Here is a 21068-nt window from a genome sequence, read left to right as displayed (position 1 = left end):
TTGAGCAGTGCCGCGACCCGTGTCACCGGCCAGGACCACCTCTGGTCGGTGACGGAGCACCTGGAGGACATCCTCGCGACCGTGCGCCCCCTCGAACCGATCGAGCTGCAGCTCCTCGACGCCCAGGGCTGCGTGCTGGTCGAGGACGTCACGGTGCCGGTCTCCCTGCCGCCGTTCGACAACAGCTCGATGGACGGGTACGCGGTCCGGGTCGCCGATGTGGCGGGCGCGAGCGAGGAGTACCCGGCCGTGCTCACGGTCGTCGGAGACGTCGCGGCGGGCGAGTCCGAGCTGCTCCACGTGGGCCCCGGCCAGGCCGCCCGCATCATGACGGGCGCCCCGCTGCCGCCCGGCGCCGAGGCCGTCGTCCCCGTGGAGTGGACCGACGGGGGCCTCGGCGAGGGCCCCGTCTCCGGGATGCGCGCCCGCAGCGCGTCCCCTGAGGGCGCCTCCGGACAGGTGCACGTCCACCGCCCGGCGCAGGCACGCGCGCACGTGCGCGCCAAGGGCAGCGACGTGAAGGCCGGCGACCGCGCGCTCTGCGCGGGCACCGTGCTCGGCCCGCCGCAGATCGGGCTGCTCGCCGCGATCGGCCGGGGGACCGTCCGCGTGCGCCCGCGCCCCCGCGTGGTGGTCCTGTCCACCGGCAGCGAACTCGTCCAGCCCGACACGGAGTTGGCCACCGGCCAGATCTACGACTCCAACAGCTTCGCGCTGTGCGCCGCGGCCAGGGACGCCGGAGCGATCGCCTACCGGGTCGGCGCGGTCGCCGACGACGCCGACACACTCCGCGCCACCATCGAGGACCAGCTCATCCGCGCCGACCTCGTGGTCACCACGGGCGGCGTCAGCGTCGGCGCGTACGACGTCGTCAAGGAGGCGCTCTCCTCGGTCGGCGACGAGGACGAGGAGGGCGGCGGCATCGACTTCCGCAAGCTCGCCATGCAGCCCGGCAAACCCCAGGGCTTCGGCTCCATCGGCCCCGACCACACCCCGCTGCTCGCGCTCCCGGGCAACCCCGTGTCGTCGTACGTGTCCTTCGAGCTGTTCGTGCGCCCTGCGATCCGCGCCCTGATGGGCGTCGACGACATCCACCGGCCCACCACCAGGGCGAAGCTCCGCACGGACAAGGCACTCACCTCACCCGCCGGACGCCGTCAATTCCTGCGCGGGCAGTACGCGAACGGGGAGGTGACGCCCGTCGGTGGCGCCGGATCCCACCTGATCGCGGCCCTCGCACACGCCGACGCGCTGATCGTCGTCCCGGAGTCCACCGAGTCCGTGGAGCCCGGCACCGACGTCGAGGTGGTCCTGCTCGGCTGAGAGCGCCGAGTTGGGGGTACCGTGTCGCGCACAACTGGCCCGACCGGGAGCGCCGCCACAGCATGAGTACGCAGGACCGACTGACCCACATCGACGAGGCGGGCGCCGCCCGCATGGTCGACGTGTCCGAGAAGGACGTGACCGCACGCACCGCTCGCGCGAGCGGCCGCGTGCTGGTCTCGCCCCGCGTGATCGAACTGCTGCGCGGCGAGGGAGTGCCCAAGGGCGACGCCCTCGCCACCGCGCGCATCGCGGGCATCATGGGCGCCAAGCGCACACCGGATCTGATCCCGCTCTGCCACCCGTTGTCGGTGTCGGGTGTCAAGCTGGACCTGTCGGTCGCGGACGACGCCGTCGAGATCCTGGCCACCGTGAAGACCACCGACCGCACGGGCGTCGAGATGGAGGCCCTCACCGCGGTCACCGTCGCGGCGCTCACCGTGATCGACATGGTCAAGGCGGTCGACAAGGGGGCGGTCATCACGGACGTGCGTGTGGAGGAGAAGACGGGCGGCAAGTCGGGCGACTGGAGCCGGGCATGACGGCGCAGCCCGGGCCGTCGGCCGAAGGCGCGCCGGCCGCCCCGTACAGCGCCCTCGTCGTGACGGCCTCGAACCGCGCGGCCGCCGGTGTCTACGAGGACAGGGGCGGGCCCCTGATCGCCGAGGGGCTCACGAAGTTCGGCTTCGCCGTCGACGGGCCTCGGGTGGTCCCCGACGGGGACCCCGTCGAGAGCGCACTGCTCAGCGGCGTCGAAGCGGGATACGACGTCATCGTGACCACCGGCGGCACGGGCATCTCGCCCACCGACCGCACCCCGGAGGCCACGCGCAAGGTGATCGCCTACGAGGTGCCGGGCATTCCCGAGGCCATCAGAGCGTTCGGAAGGGACAAGGTCCCGACGGCCGCGCTCTCCCGCGGCCTCGCCGGCGTCGCGGAGAGGACACTGATCGTGAACCTGCCGGGCTCCACCGGCGGGGTCCGGGACGGCCTGGCCGTCCTCGAACCCCTCCTGACCCATGCCGTCGACCAGATCCGCGGCGGCGACCACCCCAGACCCGGCGACAGCGGGGGTGCGAGCTGAACACCCCATCCTGGCCGGTCGAGCTGGTGGACGGCGATGTGGTCCTCAGGCCCATAAAGCTGCGCGACCAGCGAGCCTGGCGTGACGTCAACCGGCGCAACCGCGACTGGCTGCGCCCCTGGGAGGCGACCATCCCGCCGCCCACGCCGAGCGGGCCCATCGCCCACCGGCCGACGTACCGCCAGATGGTCCGACATCTGCGCACCGAGGCGAACTCGGGGCGGATGCTGCCGTTCGTCATCGAGTACCAGGGGCGGCTCGTCGGGCAGTTGACGGTCGCCGGAATCACCTGGGGCTCCATGTGTTCGGGTCATATCGGCTACTGGGTGGACGAGGCGGTCGCCGGTCGCGGAGTGATGCCGACGGCCGTCGCTCTGGCGTCCGACCACTGCTTCCGGACCGTTGGTCTGCACCGCATCGAGGTCTGCATTCGGCCCGAGAACGGACCGAGCCGGCGGGTCGTGGAGAAACTCGGATTCCGCGACGAAGGCCTTCGTCCCCGATATCTGCACATCGACGGCGCCTGGCGTGACCACCTCGTCTTCGCGCTCACGGCCGAAGAGGTGCCCGAAGGACTGCTGGCCCGCTGGCGGCGCACACGGTCGCGGAACACGTCTGAAAACTCGCCGCGGGACACGCCCCGGAACACCGCGTAAATGAAATAGGTGTTCGAAAGTGATCGGTGATCGACCATCCTCGGGCATTGATTTCGCACTCCCGGTGGCCTGCTGATCGCATCGGTCACAAAAAAAGCTCGAAATATCAGCCAGATCGTGCGACACACCGGCTCAATTGGCAGATGGCCTCATGCAAACCCCTCTACCGTGTGAGGCGTGAGCAGCAGCGGCCTCATCTACGCAGTCATTGTCGGGGCCTGGGCCGCCTACTTGGTGCCGATGTGGCTCCGTAGGCAGGACGAGCTGAACGAAGCCCGTCCGACGGAACGCTTCAGCACCGCCATCCGGCTTCTCTCCGGACGGGCGGGCATGGAGCGCCGGTACGCCAAGGACCTGCGGGCGCGCTCCACCGAAGAGGGGGAGCAGCGCGCCGACCCGGACGGCGTCACCGACTCGGTGGACGTCCGGGCCTTCGCCATGCCTCCGACCCGCCGTGAAGTACGGGCCGATGTCGGCGACGCACGCGACGCCCGGGACGCGCGGGAGGGTGCGCGGTCCGAGGCGCAGGCCCAGCAGGCGCAGGCCCAGCAGGCGTCGCGCCAGGCATCGCGGCAGGCGTCCGCGACGGCGCCGAAACCCGGCTCCCAGGCCCCGGCCCACCCGGCGCCGAAGCAGAGCCGGACGACGGGCGGCCGGCCCGTGCCCCAGCAGGGCGCCAAGTCCTCGCCGAACGGATCACCCGCGTCGTCCCCCGCGCGGCGGGCCGCCGCGGCGGAGGCCGCGGCCCGCGCCCGGCGTTCGAAGGTGCTCGCACGCAGGCGGCGTACGACCGTCCTGCTCTTCGTCGCCTTCACGCTCGGCGCGATCGTCGCGGCCGTCGGCGGGCTCGCGTTCCTGTGGGCGCCCGGCGTACCCGCGGTGATGCTGAGCATCTACATCGCGTACCTGCGCTCCCAGGAGCGCCGGCGCTTCACCTATGTGATGGACCGCAGGCGCGCCGAGGTCGCCGCGCAGCGGCTGCGTGAGCGGCAGCCCCGGAGGCGGCCGCCCGTCGAGCCCGGCACCGCCGACGAGCCGGAGGACGGACCCGAGGCGCACACCGACCCCGGCCTGTCCGCGCTCGCCGCCGACCGCCGCGCCCTCGTCGAGCAGACCGACCACGCCGAGTGGGTCGACCAGCAGCGCGAGCGCCGGCACGGCCCGGCCCGGGGCGAGAGCTGGGACCCCGTCCCGGTGCCCCTGCCGACGTACGTGACGGCCCCGGTCGCCCCGCGCGCCACCTCCGACGTCGACCTCGGAGGGCCCGACGCATGGAGCTCGGCCCGGTCCAGCACGGTCGAGCCGAACGCGGACAGCGTGACGGACGAGGCACCCGGGGCGGAGGAGGAGCTGGGCGAGCCCGACGAGGACGACAACTCGGACAGCGCCGCGGACGCCCGGCGCGCGGCCTCGGCCCGCCGCGCCCGCGAACGAGGGCGCACCCCCCTCTTCGACCAGTACGAGGACGGCGACCGGCCGCGCGCGGCCAACGAGTGACGACGCCTCAGAAGTCCCCCGGAAGCCCTGCCCCTGACCAGCGGGAGAGCGCCCGGGAACGGATTTCCAAGCACCCGGACGGGGATGCTAGAGTTTCACTCGTTGCAAGGGCCTGTGGCGCAGTCTGGTAGCGCACCTCGTTCGCATCGAGGGGGTCTGGGGTTCAAATCCCCACAGGTCCACGCAGCTCAGAGCCCCAGTCGGTTTCACCGACTGGGGCTCTGACGTGTGTGCGGCCAGTGCGCGTCGGCCAATGTCCTCCGCGGATGTCCTCCGCGGATGTGGAGCGATGGCCTCTGCTTTCCGGTCCCGGCCGGTGATCACGACCGGCCGGTGGTCCGTCCGTGCCGGACCGGCATCGTCACAGAGGCTTCGCGAAGCAGCGGCTGTCGTCGTGGAAGCGGTAGTGGCCGAACTTGACGCAGGGTGCGTAGCCGCTGGACGCGTACAGGGCGATCGCCTCGGGCTGCTTGTTGCCGGTCTCCAGGACCATGCGGGTGCGGCCCGCCGCGCGGGCGTCGTCCTCCAGGGCGGCCAGGATGCGGCGGGCGAGACCGTTGCCGCGGGCCTCGTCGACCACGTACATGCGCTTCAGCTCGGCGTCACCGTCCGAGTAGCCCTCGTCGTTCTCGTCCTGGGTGCGCCAGCCGCCGGTGGCCACGGGGCGGTCCTCGGGGTCGTAGGCGATCAGGTAAAGGCCGAGGGGCGGTTCGAACATCGACGCGTCGAGCGGGGTGACGTCGCCCTCGTCGCCGTAGCGCACGGCGTACTCGGCCTGCACCTGGTCGTTGAGCTTGACGGCGTCGGGGTGGTCGAAGGCGACCCGGCGTATATTCATGCTAGACATCGTACTTCTATGCGTTCGGTCGGATGGAACGGTTCGCTGTGCTCGTCCAGTGTGCCGGTATCGTGCCCGGGTGCTGACTGTGACCTCTGTGAATGTGAACGGGCTCCGGGCCGCGGCCAAGAAGGGCTTCGTGGAGTGGCTGGCGGGGACGTCCGCCGACGTGCTGTGTCTTCAGGAGGTGCGGGCCGAGCCCCAGCAGCTTCCCGAGGACGTACGGCAGCCGGAGGGGTGGCATACCGTGCACGCGCCCGCCGCCGCGAAGGGGCGGGCCGGTGTCTCCCTCTACACGCGCCGCGAGCCCGACCGCGTCCAGGTCGGCTTCGGGTCCGCCGAGTTCGACGGCAGCGGGCGGTACGTCGAGGCGGACCTGCCCGGCGTCACCGTCGCCAGCCTGTATCTGCCCTCCGGCGAGGTCGGCACCGAGCGGCAGGACGAGAAGGTCCGGTTCATGGACGAGTTCCTCGCCCACCTGAAGGAACTGCGCGTACGGGCCGCCGCCGACGGGCGCGAGGTCGTGGTGTGCGGCGACTGGAACATCGCCCACCAGCCGGCCGACCTCAAGAACTGGCGCGGGAACCGGAAGAACTCCGGGTTCCTGCCGGAGGAGCGGGAGTGGCTCGGCCGCGTCCTCGACGAGACGGACGGCGGGTACGTGGACGTCGTACGGGCGCTGCACCCGGATGCGGAGGGGCCGTACTCGTGGTGGTCCTACCGCGGGCGGGCCTTCGACAACGACACGGGATGGCGCATCGACTACCAGGTCGCCACGCCCGGGCTCGCGGCCCGGGCCGTCAAGGGGTTCGTGGAGCGGGCGGCGACCCATGAGGAGCGCTGGTCGGACCATGCCCCGGTGACCGTGGTCTTCGACATGTGACACGGGCCGGACGCGTGACGGGGCAGGGGCCGGGGCAGGGGCCGGCGGCCGGAGGGCTATGGCCGCTTCTGCAGACGCCGGTCCAGGGCCATCGAGAGTTCCGCCTCCACCACGCTCTTCGCCAGGGGCCTCAGGCGCTGGAGGTCCTCCGGAGTGCGCTCCGGGGTGAGGACGAGACCGGTGAACAACTCGGCCAGGGCGTCGGCGTGTTCACGTACGCGATGGGCGGCGGCGAGGATGTCCGCGAGGGGGATGCCCTCGCGGACCAGGGCCGCCGAGGTCTCCAGGAGCCGGCGGCTGATGTGGACGAGGTCCGTGCCGTCGGTGGCGAGATAGCCGAGGTCCAGGGACGCGGCGAGGTTCTCCGGTGTCGCCTGGCCCGCGAAGACGTCGGCCAGTTCCTCGGGGGAGAGGCGGACCGGGGTCTCCTCGGTGGGCGCGCCGAGTCCGAGGAGTTCGCCCACGTCGCGGCCGTGGTCGAAGGCCTCGGCGAGTTCGGCGATGCCGTTGAGGGTGTGGCCGCGCTCCAGGAGTGCGGCAATCGTGCGCAGGCGGGCCAGGTGGTCCTCGTCGTACCAGGCGATCCGGCCCTCGCGGCGCGGTGGCGGGATCAGCTTGCGCTCGCGGTAGAAGCGCAGCGTGCGCAAGGTGATGCCGGCCTCCCTGGCCAGCTCCTCCATCCGGTACTCCCGCTTGTCCGCCACACCGGCACCCTATGTCGTACCGTCGGTAACTTTCGTGGGCGCAACCCCTACCCATCGGTACGGAGCTGCTCTACGCTCCCCATTGCGCCAGTGTTCACTGGCGCGGTCGTACGCGGCATGGAGGCATCGGGATGACCGAGCACGAGCATGTACGGGTGGCGGTGATCGGCTCGGGATTCGGCGGCCTGGGCGCCGCCGTACGGTTGCGCCGCGAGGGCGTCACCGACTTCGTCGTCCTGGAACGGGCCGGCAGTGTGGGCGGGACCTGGCGCGACAACAGCTATCCGGGCTGCGCCTGCGACGTGCCCTCCCACCTCTACTCGTTCTCGTTCGCGCCCAACCCCGACTGGCCGCGCAGCTTCTCCGGACAGGAGCACATCCGCGCCTATCTGGAGCACGTCACCGACGTCTTCGGGCTGCGGCCGCACCTGCGCCTCAACTCCGAGGTCAAGGTGATGACCTGGGACGGCGAGCGGCTGCGCTGGGTGATCGAGACCAGCAGCGGGACCCTCTCCGCCGACATCGTCGTGTCCGCCACCGGGCCGCTCTCCGACCCCAAGGTGCCGGACATCCCGGGGATCGACACCTTCCCCGGCAAGGTCTTCCACTCGGCCCGCTGGGACCACGACTACGACCTGCGCGGCAAGCGGGTCGCGATGATCGGCACCGGCGCCTCGGCCGCCCAGATCGTGCCGGCGATCCAGCCGGACGTCGCGAAGCTCACCCTCTTCCAGCGCACCCCGCCCTGGGTGATGCCCCGCGTCGACCGGGCCATCAGCGGGGCCGAGCGCCTGCTGCACCGGACGCTTCCCGTCACCGCGCAGCTGCGGCGCGCACTCCTGTGGGGCATCCGGGAGCTGCAGGTCCAGGCGTTCACGAAGCGGCCGCGCGAGCTGGGCCTCGTCGAGCAGGTGGCCAGACGGAACCTGTTCCGCGCCATCAAGGACCCGGAGCTCAGGGCCAGGCTGACCCCGGACTACCGCATCGGCTGCAAGCGCATCCTGCTGTCCAGCACGTACTACCCGGCCCTCGCCCAGCCCAATGTGGACGTGGTCGCGAGCGGGCTCGGCGAGATCCGCGGGTCCACCCTCGTCGCCGACGACGGCAGCGAGGCCGAGGTCGACGCGATCGTCTTCGGCACGGGCTTCCACGTCACCGACATGCCCATCGCCGACCGGGTCGTCGGCGTGGGCGGCAGGACGCTCGCCGAGGCATGGGCGCCCGGCATGAAGTCGCTGCGCGGCGCGACCGCGGCGGGATTCCCCAACTGGATGACGATCATCGGGCCCAACACGGGCCTCGGGAACTCCAGCATGATCCTGATGATCGAGTCCCAGCTGAACTACATGGCCGACTACGTACGCCAGCTGGACGTGCTCGGCGACCGCGCCGCCCTCGACGCGCGGCCCGCCGCGGTCGACGCCTGGAACCACCGGGTGCAGGAACGCATGAAGCGCACGGTCTGGTCCACCGGCGGCTGCACCAGCTGGTACCTCGACCAGAACGGCGTCAACACGACGGTCTGGCCGGGCACCACCACGGAGTTCCGCGGCGCCACACGGCGTGTGGACCTGGCGGAGTACGACCTGCTCCGCGCACCCGCCCCGGCACAGCCCGTGCCGTCCGGGCCGTCCGCCCGCGGTACGAAGAAGAAGGCCGAGGCAGGAGCATGAGCCGGCTGACGCGGGTGGCCTCTGGCCCCTACGCCCCGCCCGTCCCCGCGCGCGAGCTGACGGCGGTCTCCGCCGACGGGGCGCGGCTGCACGTCGAGGTGCACGGAGCCGTGGACGACGCCACCGCCCCGGCAGTGGTGCTCGCGCACGGATGGACCTGCTCGACCGCCTTCTGGGCGGCGCAGATACGGGACCTCGCCGCCGACCACCGGGTGATCGTGTACGACCAGCGCGGGCACGGCCGGAGCGCCGCGAGCCCTGTGTGCAGCACGGACGGGCTCGCCGACGACCTGGAGGCGGTGCTCGCGGCCACCCTCGCGCCGGGCGAGAAGGCGGTCCTGGCCGGGCACTCCATGGGCGGGATGACGCTCATGGCGGCGGCCACGCGCGCCGGGTTCCGGGAGCACGCGGCCGCCGTGCTGCTGTGCAGTACGGGCAGTTCGCGGCTGGTCGCCGAGTCGCTGGTGGTGCCGATGCGGGCCGGGCGGCCGCGGACCTGGCTCACGAAGAAGATCCTCGGGTCCCGGGCGCCCCTCGGGCCGGTCACGCCGCTGGCCCGGCGCATCCTCAAGTACGGCACGATGGGGCCGGGTTCGGCGCCCGAGATGGTCGAGGCGTGCGCGCGGATCGTGCACGCCTGCCCCCGGCGGGTGCGGTACTCCTGGTCGAAGGTGCTCGACCTGCTCGATCTCGACCACGCGGTACGGGAGTTGGCCGTGCCGACCGCGGTCGTCGTCGGCACGGCCGACCGGCTGACGCCCGCCGTGCACGCGCGCGCCCTGGTCGCCGCGCTGCCGCGGTGCGTCGGCGTCACCGAACTGCCCGGGATCGGGCACATGACTCCGGTGGAGGCCCCCGAACAGGTCACCGCACGGATACGGGAACTCGTCTCCACGTACGCAGTGATCAAGGAGGGCGCATGAGCAGGATCGGTCTGGAAGGACAGGTCGCCGTCGTCACGGGGGCCGCGCGGGGCGTCGGAGAGCTGCTCGCCCGCAAGCTCTCCGCCCGCGGCGCCACCGTCGCGCTCGTCGGCCTGGAGGAGGAGGCGCTCAAGGGTGTCTCCGAGCGGCTGCACGGCGAGAGCGGCCACTGGTACGCCGACGTCACCGACCACGAGGCGATGGCGGAGGTCGCGCGGGAGGTGAAGGCGCGGTTCGGGAAGGTCGACATCGTCGTCGCCAACGCGGGGGTCGCGAACGGCGGGCCGTTCGTCGACTCCGACCCGCTGGCCTGGCGGCGGGTCATCGAGGTGAACCTCATCGGGTCGGCCGTCACCGCCCGGGCCTTCCTGCCCGTCCTCATGGAGAGCCGCGGGTACCTGCTGCAGATCGCCTCGCTCGCCGCGATCACGCCCGCGCCGATGATGACCGCGTACTGCGCGTCCAAGTCGGGCGTCGAGGCGTACGCGCACAGCCTGCGGGCCGAGGTCGGTTACAAGGGCGTACGCGTCGGGGTCGGGTACCTGTCGTGGACCGACACCGACATGGTCCGCGGAGCCGATCAGGACGACGTCATGCGGGAGTTGAGGCAGCGGCTGCCGTGGCCCGCCAACAAGACGTATCCGCTCGGGCCGGCCGTCGACCGGATCGTGGCAGGCATCGAGCGGCGGTCCAGCCATGTGTACGGGCAGTGGTGGCTGCGGGGGATGCAGGGGGTGCGTGGGTACCTCCCGGCGCTCATCGGGACGGTCGGACAGCGGGAGATGCGCCGGTTCGCGCCGCGGCTGGGGAGCGTGGGGACGGGGCTCGTCGGGGCCGGGGGAGAGGCTGACGAGTTGGCGCGCGACACCCTGCGTCACCGACCGTAACTGATCGAAATGCGCGCAATGTCCGTGCGTGTAAGTCTGGTCGAGCCCCGATCCCCTCACCCACAAACGGGAGTGAACCTCATGGGCATGAAGGACCAGTTCCAGGACAAGGCCGAGCGGCTTCAGCAGAACGCGAAGCAGCGGCCCGGCGAGCGGCGCGACGAGGCGAGCGAGCGCGGGCAGCAGATGCCCGAGCGCGAGCGGCCCGAGCGTGACCGTCCGGACCGTGAGCGCCCGGACCGTGAGCGTCCCGAGCGTGAGCGCTCGGAGCGGGAGCGTCGGATGCCTGAGGAGTCGCAGCGGACTCAGCAGGACGCGCAGGGTCGGTTCGACCAGGACTTCGACATCTGACGAACGCGCCTGAAGCTCGGCCTTGGCCGGACTCGACGTGGGGTGCCCCTCTTCTCAGGGGGCGCCCCACGTCTTTTTTTTGTTGCTTTGCCGCTGCCGCTGCCGCGCTGGTGCGCCCGTTCCCCGTTTCCGCTCCCGCTTCTTCGTTCTTCGGGTGCGGGGCGGGTGTGGCTGGTCGCGCAGTTCCCCGCGCCCCTGACGGGGCGGGGGGCGGGTGCGGGTCGTGGCTTCAGGTGCGTGGGGGGAGTTTCGGGCGGCTTCTGTCCGGGAGGCGGGTGTAGTCCGGTGGGGTGGCCGCCGGGTGGGCCTTCAGGAGCTCCAGGGCCAGGCGGACCGCGTCGTCCAGCTGGGCGTGGCGGCCCTCCGCCCAGTCCAGGGGTGTGCGCAGGACCTCCAGGTCCGGGACGACACCGTGGTTCTCGACCGACCAGCCGTACGCGCCGAACCAGGCCGCGTTCATCGGAACCGTGATCACCGAGCCGTCGCCCAGGCGGTGGCGGCCGGTCATGCCGACGACCCCGCCCCAGGTGCGCTGGCCCACCACCGGCCCCAGGCCGAGCAGTTTGAAGGCCGCCGTGATCATGTCGCCGTCCGACGAGGTCATCTCGTCCGCCAGGGCGACCACCGGACCGCGCGGCGCGTTCGACGTGTACGACACCGGTTCGGCGTTGCGGGTCAGGTCCCAGCCCATGATCGTGCGGGTGAGTTTCTCGATGACCAGCTCGCTGATGTGGCCGCCCGCGTTGCCGCGTACGTCGACGATGAGGGCCGGGCGCGACACCTCCATACGGAGATCGCGGTTGAACTGCGCCCAGCCCGAGCCGCCCATGTCCGGGATGTGCAGGTACCCGCACCGGCCGTCGCTCAGCTCCCGCACGACCTCGCGGCGTTTGGCCACCCAGTCCTGGTAGCGCAGGGGGCGTTCGTCGACGAGCGGGACCACGGCGACCCGGCGGGAGCGGCCCTCGCCGCCGGCCGGGGTGAAGGTGAGTTCCACCGTCGTGCCGCCCGCCGCCGCGAGCAGCGGGTACGGGCCGGTGACCGGGTCCACCGGACGGCCGTCCACATGGGTGAGCCGCGCGCCCTCACGGATGCCCGTACCGGCCAGCGGGGAACGCGCCTTGGAGTCGGAGGAGTCGCCGGGCAGGATGCGCTTGACGACCCAACCGCCGTCCCGGCGTACGAAGTTGGCGCCCAGCAGACCCTGCGGTCGCTGGTAGTGGGGCGGGCCCTCGTTGCGGCGCGCCGCGGAGACGTACGCGTGCGAGGTGCCCAGCTCGCCCAGCACCTCACGGAGCAGGTCGGCGAACTCGTCGGGGGACGCGACCCGTTCGACCAGCGGACGGTACTGGTCCAGGACGCCGTCCCAGTCGATGCCGCACATGTCGGGTGCCCAGAAGTAGGCGCGGATGAGGCGGCCCGCCTCGGCGTACGCCTGGCGCCACTCGGCGGCGGGGTCGGCCTCGTGCAGGACGCGGCGCAGGTCGATCCAGACCGTCGTGTCGCCGTCACCGGACTCCGTGGAGGGGACCGCGCGCAGGTCGCCCTCGTCGACCACGACCAGTCGGCTGCCGTCACCGCTGAGCGCGAACCAGTCGAGATGGTCGACGAGTTCGGACTTCTTCGCCTTGGTGATGTTGAAGTACTCGAGGGTCGGACGGCCCGAGGTGTCGTCGGGGTTGGCGAAGGTCTCCCCGAGCGCGCCCGAGATCGGCCACCGCAGCCACACGAGGCCGCCGCCCGCGACCGGGTACAGGGCCGAGTACTTGGAGGCCGTGACCGGGAAGGGCGTCACGCGGCTCTCCAGGCCCTCGGTCTCCACGGTCGTCGCGCCGGCCCGGCCGCCCGTCTCGCCGTCACCCGGGCGGGAGGTGCCCGCGTCCGGGTCGTTCTCCGCCGGGTCCAGGCCCCCGGCCGCCGGGCGGCCCTCGGGGGTCAGGGCGAACGGGGACGGCGTCGCGGAGGACAGCGGCACGAGGTACGGGCGGCAGCCCAGCGGGAAGGACAGGTCGCCGGTGTGGACGTCGTACACCGGGTCGAAGCCGCGCCAGGACAGGAAGGCGAGATAGCGGCCGTCCCGGGTGAAGACCGGGTTCTCGTCCTCGAAACGGCCGTTGGTGACGTCGACGACCGTGCGCGCGCCCGGCCCCTCGATCCGCGCCATCTTGATCTGCCGGAGCGTACGGCCGATGCCGGGGTGCGACCACGTCAGCCATGTCCCGTCGGGGGAGAAGGCGAGGTCGCGCACCGGCCCGTTGGTGGACCGGACGAGCTCGGTGACCTCACCGTCCGCAGGCCCGGACGCGTCCGCGCCCTCTCCTGCGCCCCGGTCCGAGGCCCCTCCCGCGTCCCCGTCCCCGACCCCGTCCGCATGCTCCGTCGCGTCGATGAGGAGGAGCCGGCCGTCGTGGGAGGCGATCGCGAGCCGCTCGCCCTTCGGGTCCGAGACGAGTTCCAGGACGCGGCCGAGCTTCCCGGAGGCCAGCCGGCGCGGCTCGCGCGAGCCCGTCGCGCGCGGCAGGTACGCGATCTCGACGGCGTCCTCGCCGTCCGCGTCCGTCACGTACGCCACCTGCCCGCCCGAGCCGAGCATCTCGGGCAGCCGGACGCGGACTCCCGGGGTGTCCGCGATCGTGCGCGCCGGGCCGTCGCGGTGCGTGAGCCAGTACAGACTGCCGCGGACGACGACGGCACTGGCCCGGCCCGTCTCGTCCACGGAGATCCCGTCGACGTGCTGGGCGGCCGGCACCTGGTACGGGCGGCGCCCCGCGCGCGGCCCGCCGAGCCGGACGTCGAGGCGGCGGGGCGGCGAGTCCCGCGCCAGGTCGTCGACGATCCACAGGTCGCCCGCGCACTGGTAGACGACGCGAGTGCCGTCGCTCGACGCGTGCCGGGCGTAGAAGGAGTCGTGGTCGGTGTGGCGCCGCAGGCCGGAGCCGTCGTGCAGGCACGAGTACAGGTTGCCGATGCCCTCGTGGTCGGAGAGGAAGGCGATCCGGTCGCCCACGAACATCGGCGAGTCCAGATGGCCGTCGAGGTCGGCGAGGATGCGCTGCCCGTGCAGCCAGAGCCGCCCGGTGGCGCCGCCCCGGTAGCGCTTCCAGGCGGCGGGCTCGTGCGGGGGTGTGCCGGTGAGCAGGAGTGTCCTGCGTTCGCCGTGGAGGTTCGCGACGGCGATGTCGGAGACCGGGCCCCAGGGGAGCTTTCCGCCGGGGCCGCCGTTCACCGGCACGCTGTGGGCCCAGGTGAAGTACGAGAAGGGCTCGCCGTGGGAGGCGACGGCGAGGATGTCGCAGTTGCCGTCCTTGTCGGGAGGCGACCAGCCGCAGACCTGGGTGTCGGCGTTGCCCCAGTAGGTGAGCCGCCGGGCCGGGCCGCCGTCCACCGGCGCCAGATGGATCTCCGGCACGAGGCTGCGCCAGGTCGTGTACGCGATGTGCCGCCCGTCGGGGGAGAAGCGCGGATGACTCACCTTCGTACGGTCGACGGTGAGCCGCCAGGCGCGGCCGGGCCCGTCCAGGGGTGCCACCCACAGGTCGTCCTCGGCCGCGAAGCAGAGGTGGCCGCCGTTGAGGTGCGGGAAGCGCAGGTAGGCGGCCGCCCCGCTGTCGCCTCCGGCCTCTCCCGGCAGGGGCCCGTTCCCGTTCCTGTCCCTGGTCGCGTTCTCGTGCCTGTCCTCGTACTGGTAGTTCACCCACCCATGCTTTTCCGGTGGGCGGGGCCCGGCAACTCGTGGTCCGGGGCACAGGAGTGCGCGGTCCGGGGCGAGAGCCCGGTGGGAACCCGTGACCTGGAACACGTACGAAACGGTTTCGTTTCGCTTAGAGGTGCGGTACCTTCGTAGACGTACGAGACAGTTTCGTTCGAGTGGAAGAGGTGAGCGGGATGGCTGAGACAGCGACGACGCGTCGCAGCCGGATCACGCCCGAGCGCGAGGCCGAGCTGTACGAGGCCGTGCTCGACCTGCTCCGGGAGGTCGGTTACGACTCCCTGACCATGGATGCCGTGGCCGCCCGCACCCGGTCCAGCAAGGCCACCCTCTACCGCCAGTGGGGCGGCAAGGCCGAACTGGTCGCGAAGGCGATCCGGCACCACAAGCCGGTCGATCTCACCCAGGTGGACACCGGTTCCCTGCGGGGCGACTTCCAGGCCCTGACGACCCGCCAGGACGACTGCCAGATGGAACAGGACTCCGCCCTCATGCGGGTCCTGGGCACGGCGGCCCACACCAACCCCGAGCTGCTGCGGGCCCTGCGCGAATGGCTGATCGAGCCTGAGCTGGGGGAGATGCGCCAGGTGGTGCAGCGTGCCGTCGACCGGGGCGAGGTCCGTGCGGACAACCCCGCGATCGACTTCGTGCTGCACATGATCATCGGTGCCTTCGTGGCCCGGACGATGATCGACGAAGAGCCACCGACACAGGCCTTCCTGGCCTCGTACATCGACGCTGTGGTCATCCCCGCCCTCGTCGCCTGACCCCCGTACCCGAGCCCGCCCCCGATCCCGATCCCCGGCCCCACCCCTCGAGCCTCCAGCCCCGGGGCTCGACCCGCTGCGCACCCCTCCCCAGCTGCACCTGACGCGAACGCTCACGTCGTCGGGCCGATGACCCCTGCCCTGATGCCATCACCGACCTGATCGGGAGTACGCCCTCGTGGCCACGTTCCTCTACAAACTCGGCCGACTCGCCTTCCGGCGACGGCACTTCGTCGCACTCATATGGGTGGCGCTGCTGACCCTCGCGGGCGTCGGCGCGGCGAGCGCGCCCGCCGCCGGCACCACCTCCTTCTCGATCCCCGGCACCGAGGCGCAGAAGGCGTTCGACCTGCTGGAGCAGCGGTTCCCCGGCGCCAGCGCCGACGGAGCGACCGGGCGCATCGTCTTCAAGGCGCCCGAGGGGCAGAAGATGACGGACGCCGGCAACAAGGCGACCGTCGAGAAGACCGTCAGGGAACTGGGCGACGGCTCCGAAGTCGTCTCCGTCACCGACCCGTTCACCACGAACGCCGTGAGCAGGGACGGGACGGTCGCCTACACCTCGGTGAGGTACGACCTCCCCGGCATGGAGCTCGCGGACTCGACCAGGACCGCCCTGGAGAAGGCCGGGGACGAGGCCCGGGCCACCGGTCTGACCGTCGACGTCGGAGGTGACGCGCTGCAGGCCGCGTCCGACCCCGGGGCCGTCGGCGAGATCATCGGCCTCGCCCTCGCAGCGGTCGTCCTCGTCATCACCCTGGGCTCGCTGGTCGCGGCCGGACTGCCGCTGCTGACCGCGATCATCGGCGTCGGCATCGGTGTCTCCACCATCACCGCCCTCGCCAGCGCCCTCGACCTCGGCGACACCACCTCGACGCTCGCGCTGATGATCGGTCTCGCGGTCGGCATCGACTACGCGCTGTTCATCGTCTCCCGCTACCGGGGCGAGCTGGCCGAGGGCCGCGACCGTGAGGAAGCGGCGGGCCGCGCCACCGGGACCGCCGGCTCGGCGGTCGTCTTCGCCGGACTCACGGTCGTCATCGCCCTGGCGGGCCTCGCGGTCGTCAACGTCCCGATGCTGACCAAGATGGGCCTCGCCGCGGCCGGCACGGTCGTGGTCGCCGTACTCATCGCACTGACCATGATCCCCGCGCTGCTCGGATACGCGGGCAAGAAGATCCGGCCCGCGGGCGACAAGCGCGGCGGCAAGCGCGAAGGCAAGCGCCTCGGCCGCGACAGGTCCGCGCAGGCCGACACGGCGGGCAGGCCCGCCAAGCCCAACATGGGCACCCGCTGGGCGAGCTTCGTCATCCGCCGCCCGGTCGCCGTACTGCTGCTCGGCGTGGTCGGCCTGGGCGTCATCGCCGTCCCGGCCACCCAGCTGGAACTGGGCCTGCCCGACGACGGCTCGCAGCCGACGTCCACGACACAGCGCCGCGCCTACGACCTGCTGTCGGAGGGCTTCGGCCCCGGGTTCAACGGCCCGTTGATGGTCGTCTACGACGCCGAGGGCAGCGACGACGCCAAGGCCGGCGCCACCGTGGTCGCCGACCGGATCAAGGGTCTGAAGGACGTCGCGACGGTGACCCCGGCGACGTTCAACAAGGCCGGCGACACCGCGATGATCACCGTGATCCCGGGCTCCAAGCCGTCCTCGGCGCAGACCGAGGACCTGGTGCACGCCATCCGTGACGCGGGCCCCGGCATCAAGGCCGACACGGGCGGCCAGGTGCTGGTCTCCGGCACCACCGCCATGAACATCGACTTCTCGCAGAAGCTCAACGACGCGCTGGTGCCGTATCTGGCCCTGGTGGTCGGCCTGGCCTTCCTCCTCCTGATCGTCGTCTTCCGCTCCGTCCTGGTCCCGCTGAAGGCGGCCCTCGGCTTCCTCCTCAGCGTGCTGGCCGCGCTCGGCGCCGTGGTCGCGGTCTTCCAGTGGGGCTGGCTCGCCGGCCTGATCGGCGTCGAGGAGACCGGCCCGATCATGTCGATGATGCCGATCTTCATGGTGGGCGTGGTCTTCGGTCTCGCGATGGACTACGAGGTGTTCCTCGTGACCCGCATGCGGGAGGCGTACGTCCACGGCGAGACGCCGAGCCAGGCGGTGGTGACCGGGTTCCGGCACAGCGCCCGGGTCGTCGTCGCGGCCGCGATCATCATGATGGCCGTCTTCGGAGGCTTCATCGGTGCCAGCGACGCGATGATCAAGATGATCGGCTTCGGTCTCGCCATCGCCGTCTTCTTCGACGCCTTCGTCGTCCGCATGGCGATCGTCCCGGCCGTCCTGGCGCTGCTCGGCAAGAAGGCCTGGTGGCTGCCGAAGTGGCTGGACCGCGCACTGCCGAACGTGGACGTCGAGGGCGAGGGCCTGCGGGCGCTCGACGACCGGCCGAAGGACTCGGACGCCGACGAGGACCGGGAGTTGGTACGGGTCTGACGTACGCGTCCGACACGACGGCCGTGCGCGCGCGGCCGCACTGAGAACCAGCCGGTGAGGGCTCCGTGGGGACGGGCGGCCCTCACCGGCTTCGTACGTACGGGCGGGTGCGCGGGCCGCGACGCCGCAGCGGAGCGGTGGCCGGAGGGCGGGGCCGATGCCCCGGTCGGGGCGCCTCGCCTCGCCGGGAACGGGGTGCGGCGACCGAGCTCGCCGATCCGGGCGGACGGCGGCCGGCCTCGCCGCGCGGGGCGCTGTCCGGCGCCCCGAGGCCGGCCGCCGTCCGGAACCCGCTCGCGTGCCCCGTACACGCACCGCTAGCGTGCCGTGCATGACGACGACCGACGCACACGACGCCCAGCAGGCCGGCGACTCCGGCGCCCATCCCCTTTTCGCCGAGGCCGTGCGGGAGCTGGGCCTCGACGACCTGCTGCCGCGCGTCCGCCGCTTCCCGGACGCGACCAGGACCGCCGCCGAGGCGGCCGCCGCGCTCGGCTGTGAACTCAGTGAGATCTGCAAGTCGCTGATCTTCGCGGCGGACGGTGTCCCGGTCCTGGTGCTGATGGACGGGTCGTCCCGGGTCGATGTCGACCTCGTACGCCGGGAGCTGGGGGCCGAGAAGGTCACCCGGGCCAGGGCCGAGCTGGTCCGGGAGACGACCGGGTACGCGATCGGCGGCGTCCCGCCCTTCGGACACCGCACCAGGACCCGTGTCCTGGCCGACCGTTCGCTCCTGGACCACGACACGGTGTGGGCCGCCGCCGGCACCCCGTACACCGTCTTCCCCATGGCCCCGAAGACCCTGGTCGCCCACGCGGGCGGCACGCTGGTGGACGTACGCGAGCAGAGCGCGTGACGCCCCTGGTCGCCTCGGCGGTCCTGCTCGCCGCGGTGACGCACGCCAGCTGGAACGCCATCGCCCACCGGATCACCGACAAACTGGTCGGCTTCACGCTCATCGCGGGCGGCGGGATGCTCATCGGCCTGGCGATGGTCCCGTTCGTGCCGGTCCCGGCGGCGGACGCCTGGCCCTACCTGATCGCCTCGGCGGTCATCCACGTCGTCTACTACGTGCTGCTGATGAAGTCCTTCCGGCTGGGGGACTTCGGGCAGGCGTACCCGATCGCGCGCGGCACCGCCCCGCTGGTCGTGACCGTGCTCGCCGCCGTCTTCGCCCACGAGGTGCCGGACGGCTGGGCGGCGGCGGGCATCGCGGTGTCCTGCGCCGGCCTGACCGGCGTCGCGCTGTGGGGCCTGCGCGGACGCCGGCCCCACTGGGCGGCGATCGGCGCCGCGTTGGCGACGGGCCTGTCGATCGCCGCGTACACGGTCGTCGACGGCCTGGGCGTCCGCGCCTCCGGCTCCTCCCTCGGGTACATCGCCTGGCTGATGGCGCTGGAGGGGGTGGCGGTCCCGGCGTACGCGCTGTACCGGTGGCGCGGTGAACTGCTGACCGTACTCAAGCCGTTCGCCGGCGTGGGGCTCCTCGGGGCCGCGCTGTCCGTCGCCGCGTACGGCCTGGTCCTGTGGGCACAGACCCGCGCCGAACTGGCTCCGGTCGCGGCCTTGCGCGAGTCGTCGATCATCGTCGGCGCCGCCATAGGAGCCGTGTTCTTCAAGGAGCGGTTCGGGGCGCCGCGCATCGCCGCCGCGGGGCTGCTCGTGGTCGGGATCGGGCTGATGCTGCACGCGGGTTAGGGGCGCGGGTCACCCGGGGGCCGTACCGCCAGCGCGTCGACCTCGAACAGCATGCCGGGCAGCGCGAGGGAGGCGACACCACTCAGGGTCTGCGCCGGCAGGCGGTCCCCGAAGCGGGCGTGCAGGGCCTTGCCGAGGACCTCCAGCCTGGCGAGGTCGTGGTCGACGACGAACGTGCCGAGTCGGACGACGTGTTCGAGACCGAGCCCCACGCCCTCCAGCGCCGACCGCAGCCGCTCGAAGGACAGCTCCACCTGGGCGGCGAAGTCGCCGGGCACGGGGGCGCCGGTGGCGTCGGAGGCGTACTGGCCGCCGATGACGACGAGTTCGCCGGGTGCGGAGACGGCGTGGCTGTAGCCGAACGGCGTCGGGTCGTGGAGGGCGGGCGGGTTGGTGATCGTGCGCTGGTCGGACGTCATGCCATGGCGAACACCCCCCGCGGGGTGGATCATTCCGTGCGCCCTCCGGTACCGGTCGCGGGTCCGGCGGGCCCCGAGAACCCCGTGTGATTGACTACGTGCGTGCTGCACGAGTCGGTCCTGCGAACCGTGGATCTGCCGGTGACCGACCGATTCGACGCCTGGACGCAGCAGTTGGGCCGCACGCACGCGCCCATGCAGCTCGCCAGCGACCGCGCGGCGGACTACCGCGGACACCAGCGCCTGATCGGGCTGGGGGACGTGACGGTGTGGCCGGCGACCTTCGACCACCTGGTCTTCCGCCGGACACCGAAGCTCGTCCGCCAGTCCGACCCCGAGGTCTTCCACCTCTCCCTGCTGCTGCGCGGCGAGGGAGCGGCCGTCTGGGGCGGACAGCAGGCCGCGTACGGGATCAGCGACTTCCACGTCAACGGCTCCTCGCGGTCGTACGAGATAGTCACCGGCCCCGATCCGGTCACCATCGTCGGTGTCGAGATCCCGCGGGAACTGGTGGCACTGCCCGCGGGCCGCGCCGAGCGGGTCATCGGGCGCCGGATATCGGGCCGCGAGGGAACGGGCGCGCTGCTGGCGCAGTTCCTCGTCCAGCTGGCCTCGGACACGGGCCCGTACCGGCCGTCGGACGCACCCCGCCTGGGCACGGTCGTCACCGACCTGGTCACCGCCGTCTTCGCCCACGCCGTGGACGACGACCTCCGCCTGCCGCCGGACACCCACGACCGGACCCTGGTCCTGCGCGCCAAGGCGTTCGTGCACCGGCACCTGCCCGACCCGGAGCTGACATCCGCCCGGATCGCCGCCGCGCACCACGTCTCGCGCAGCCACCTGTACCGCCTCTTCCAGGCCGAGGGCCTCTCCGTGGCCGCCTACGTCCGCGACCAGCGGCTGGCGAACGTCCGGCGCGACCTCGCCGACCCGGCCCTGCGCGCGGTGCCGGTGCGCGCCGTCGCGGCCCGCTGGGGCTTCCCCCGGGCCGCGGAGTTCACCCGGGCCTTCCGCACCGCCCACGGCGTCCCGCCGGGCGAGTTCCGCCGGCAGGCACTGTCCGCCGGCTCCGGGGCGAAGGCGCAGGGCAGTGGACGCTCCGCCAAGTAGGTGTGGACTGTCGGCCAACGACAGACCCCGCCCCGCCGGGCATCCTTGTGATCACCGCGGACGTCGTACGAGCGGGCCGGGGAGCCGGCGGCGAGGTGTGCCAGGA

General features: G+C 72.3%; 19 protein-coding genes and 1 tRNA gene. 16 read left to right on the top strand and 4 right to left on the bottom strand.

All coding sequences use genetic code 11. The features are described 5' to 3' along the window. The 6 genes from glp (at position 1) to KUF83_RS01550 (ending at position 4742) form a co-directional block, all read left to right on the top strand. Positions 1-1323 (top strand): gephyrin-like molybdotransferase Glp, encoded by a 1323-nt coding sequence (glp, locus tag KUF83_RS01575; protein WP_217452655.1) that lies wholly within the window; start codon positions 1-3, stop codon positions 1321-1323. A gap of 62 nt (positions 1324-1385) precedes the next feature. Then, entirely contained in the window at positions 1386-1865 is a 480-nt protein-coding gene (gene moaC, locus KUF83_RS01570; protein ID WP_143638866.1) for a cyclic pyranopterin monophosphate synthase MoaC, read from the top strand. Further along, positions 1862-2407 carry a molybdenum cofactor biosynthesis protein B gene (locus tag KUF83_RS01565; RefSeq protein WP_217452654.1) on the top strand — a complete coding sequence of 182 codons (546 nt, stop codon included), beginning with the start codon at positions 1862-1864 and terminating at the stop codon, positions 2405-2407. Before moaC ends, KUF83_RS01565 begins: the two co-directional genes overlap by 4 nt. A 26-nt stretch (positions 2408-2433) precedes the next feature. Beyond that, the gene (locus tag KUF83_RS01560; RefSeq protein ID WP_269252936.1) at positions 2434-3063 is read left to right on the top strand and encodes a GNAT family N-acetyltransferase; all 630 of its coding nucleotides are present in this window, start codon (positions 2434-2436) and stop codon (positions 3061-3063) included. Between the two features lie 177 nt (positions 3064-3240). Next, positions 3241-4560, top strand: coding sequence for a gephyrin-like molybdotransferase receptor GlpR (gene glpR, locus KUF83_RS01555; RefSeq protein ID WP_217452653.1), 1320 nt, complete (start codon positions 3241-3243; stop codon positions 4558-4560). A 108-nt stretch (positions 4561-4668) separates the two neighbouring features. Continuing rightward, positions 4669-4742 (top strand) — tRNA-Ala (locus KUF83_RS01550). A 179-nt stretch (positions 4743-4921) separates the two neighbouring features. Here the strand turns inward: KUF83_RS01550 and KUF83_RS01545 are convergent. Further along, a complete protein-coding gene (locus KUF83_RS01545) occupies positions 4922-5398 on the bottom strand; it encodes a GNAT family N-acetyltransferase (protein WP_217452652.1) in 477 nt (158 codons plus the stop codon). A 79-nt stretch (positions 5399-5477) separates the two neighbouring features. Here KUF83_RS01545 and KUF83_RS01540 point away from each other — a divergent pair, with 79 nt between their 5' ends. Then, positions 5478-6281: an exodeoxyribonuclease III gene (locus KUF83_RS01540; RefSeq protein ID WP_308402882.1), complete on the top strand. Its 804-nt coding sequence runs from the start codon at positions 5478-5480 to the stop codon at positions 6279-6281. Positions 6282-6337: 56 nt separating this feature from the next. On the opposite strand, the gene KUF83_RS01535 is transcribed toward KUF83_RS01540, so the two are convergent. Further along, positions 6338-6961: a MerR family transcriptional regulator gene (locus KUF83_RS01535; protein WP_217452665.1), complete on the bottom strand. Its 624-nt coding sequence runs from the start codon at positions 6959-6961 to the stop codon at positions 6338-6340. Between the two features lie 155 nt (positions 6962-7116). Between KUF83_RS01535 and KUF83_RS01530 the strand changes: the two genes are divergently transcribed. From KUF83_RS01530 to KUF83_RS01515, 4 genes are all read left to right on the top strand, one after another. After that, positions 7117-8658 carry an NAD(P)/FAD-dependent oxidoreductase gene (locus KUF83_RS01530; protein WP_217452650.1) on the top strand — a complete coding sequence of 514 codons (1542 nt, stop codon included), beginning with the start codon at positions 7117-7119 and terminating at the stop codon, positions 8656-8658. Further along, entirely contained in the window at positions 8655-9581 is a 927-nt protein-coding gene (locus tag KUF83_RS01525; protein WP_217452649.1) for an alpha/beta fold hydrolase, read from the top strand. Before KUF83_RS01530 ends, KUF83_RS01525 begins: the two co-directional genes overlap by 4 nt. Then, complete coding sequence (locus tag KUF83_RS01520; RefSeq protein WP_217452648.1) at positions 9578-10468, top strand: SDR family oxidoreductase; 891 nt, start codon at positions 9578-9580, stop codon at positions 10466-10468. Before KUF83_RS01525 ends, KUF83_RS01520 begins: the two co-directional genes overlap by 4 nt. 81 nt (positions 10469-10549) lie before the next feature. Next, the gene (locus KUF83_RS01515; protein ID WP_217452647.1) at positions 10550-10819 is read left to right on the top strand and encodes a hypothetical protein; all 270 of its coding nucleotides are present in this window, start codon (positions 10550-10552) and stop codon (positions 10817-10819) included. Between the two features lie 229 nt (positions 10820-11048). On the opposite strand, the gene KUF83_RS01510 is transcribed toward KUF83_RS01515, so the two are convergent. After that, entirely contained in the window at positions 11049-14450 is a 3402-nt protein-coding gene (locus KUF83_RS01510; protein WP_217452664.1) for a S41 family peptidase, read from the bottom strand. Positions 14451-14704: 254 nt separating this feature from the next. Between KUF83_RS01510 and KUF83_RS01505 the strand changes: the two genes are divergently transcribed. From KUF83_RS01505 to KUF83_RS01490, 4 genes are all read left to right on the top strand, one after another. Beyond that, positions 14705-15295 (top strand): TetR/AcrR family transcriptional regulator, encoded by a 591-nt coding sequence (locus tag KUF83_RS01505; protein ID WP_217452646.1) that lies wholly within the window; start codon positions 14705-14707, stop codon positions 15293-15295. A gap of 178 nt (positions 15296-15473) precedes the next feature. Further along, complete coding sequence (locus KUF83_RS01500; protein ID WP_217452645.1) at positions 15474-17732, top strand: MMPL family transporter; 2259 nt, start codon at positions 15474-15476, stop codon at positions 17730-17732. A gap of 331 nt (positions 17733-18063) precedes the next feature. Then, positions 18064-18588, top strand: coding sequence for a YbaK/EbsC family protein (locus KUF83_RS01495; protein WP_217452644.1), 525 nt, complete (start codon positions 18064-18066; stop codon positions 18586-18588). Next, a complete protein-coding gene (locus KUF83_RS01490; protein WP_217452643.1) occupies positions 18585-19430 on the top strand; it encodes a DMT family transporter in 846 nt (281 codons plus the stop codon). The genes KUF83_RS01495 and KUF83_RS01490 overlap by 4 nt, the downstream gene beginning before the upstream one ends. On the opposite strand, the gene KUF83_RS01485 is transcribed toward KUF83_RS01490, so the two are convergent. After that, positions 19427-19849, bottom strand: coding sequence for a RidA family protein (locus tag KUF83_RS01485; protein WP_217452642.1), 423 nt, complete (start codon positions 19847-19849; stop codon positions 19427-19429). The genes KUF83_RS01490 and KUF83_RS01485 overlap by 4 nt on opposite strands. Positions 19850-19951: 102 nt before the next feature. Here KUF83_RS01485 and KUF83_RS01480 point away from each other — a divergent pair, with 102 nt between their 5' ends. Further along, the gene (locus KUF83_RS01480; protein WP_217452641.1) at positions 19952-20962 is read left to right on the top strand and encodes a helix-turn-helix domain-containing protein; all 1011 of its coding nucleotides are present in this window, start codon (positions 19952-19954) and stop codon (positions 20960-20962) included. The last annotated feature ends 106 nt before the right edge of the window (positions 20963-21068 follow it).

The sequence above is a fragment of the Streptomyces sp. BV286 genome, assembly GCF_019090165.1.
Lineage (GTDB): Bacteria > Actinomycetota > Actinomycetes > Streptomycetales > Streptomycetaceae > Streptomyces.
This window is presented reverse-complemented; position numbering and strand designations above follow the sequence as displayed.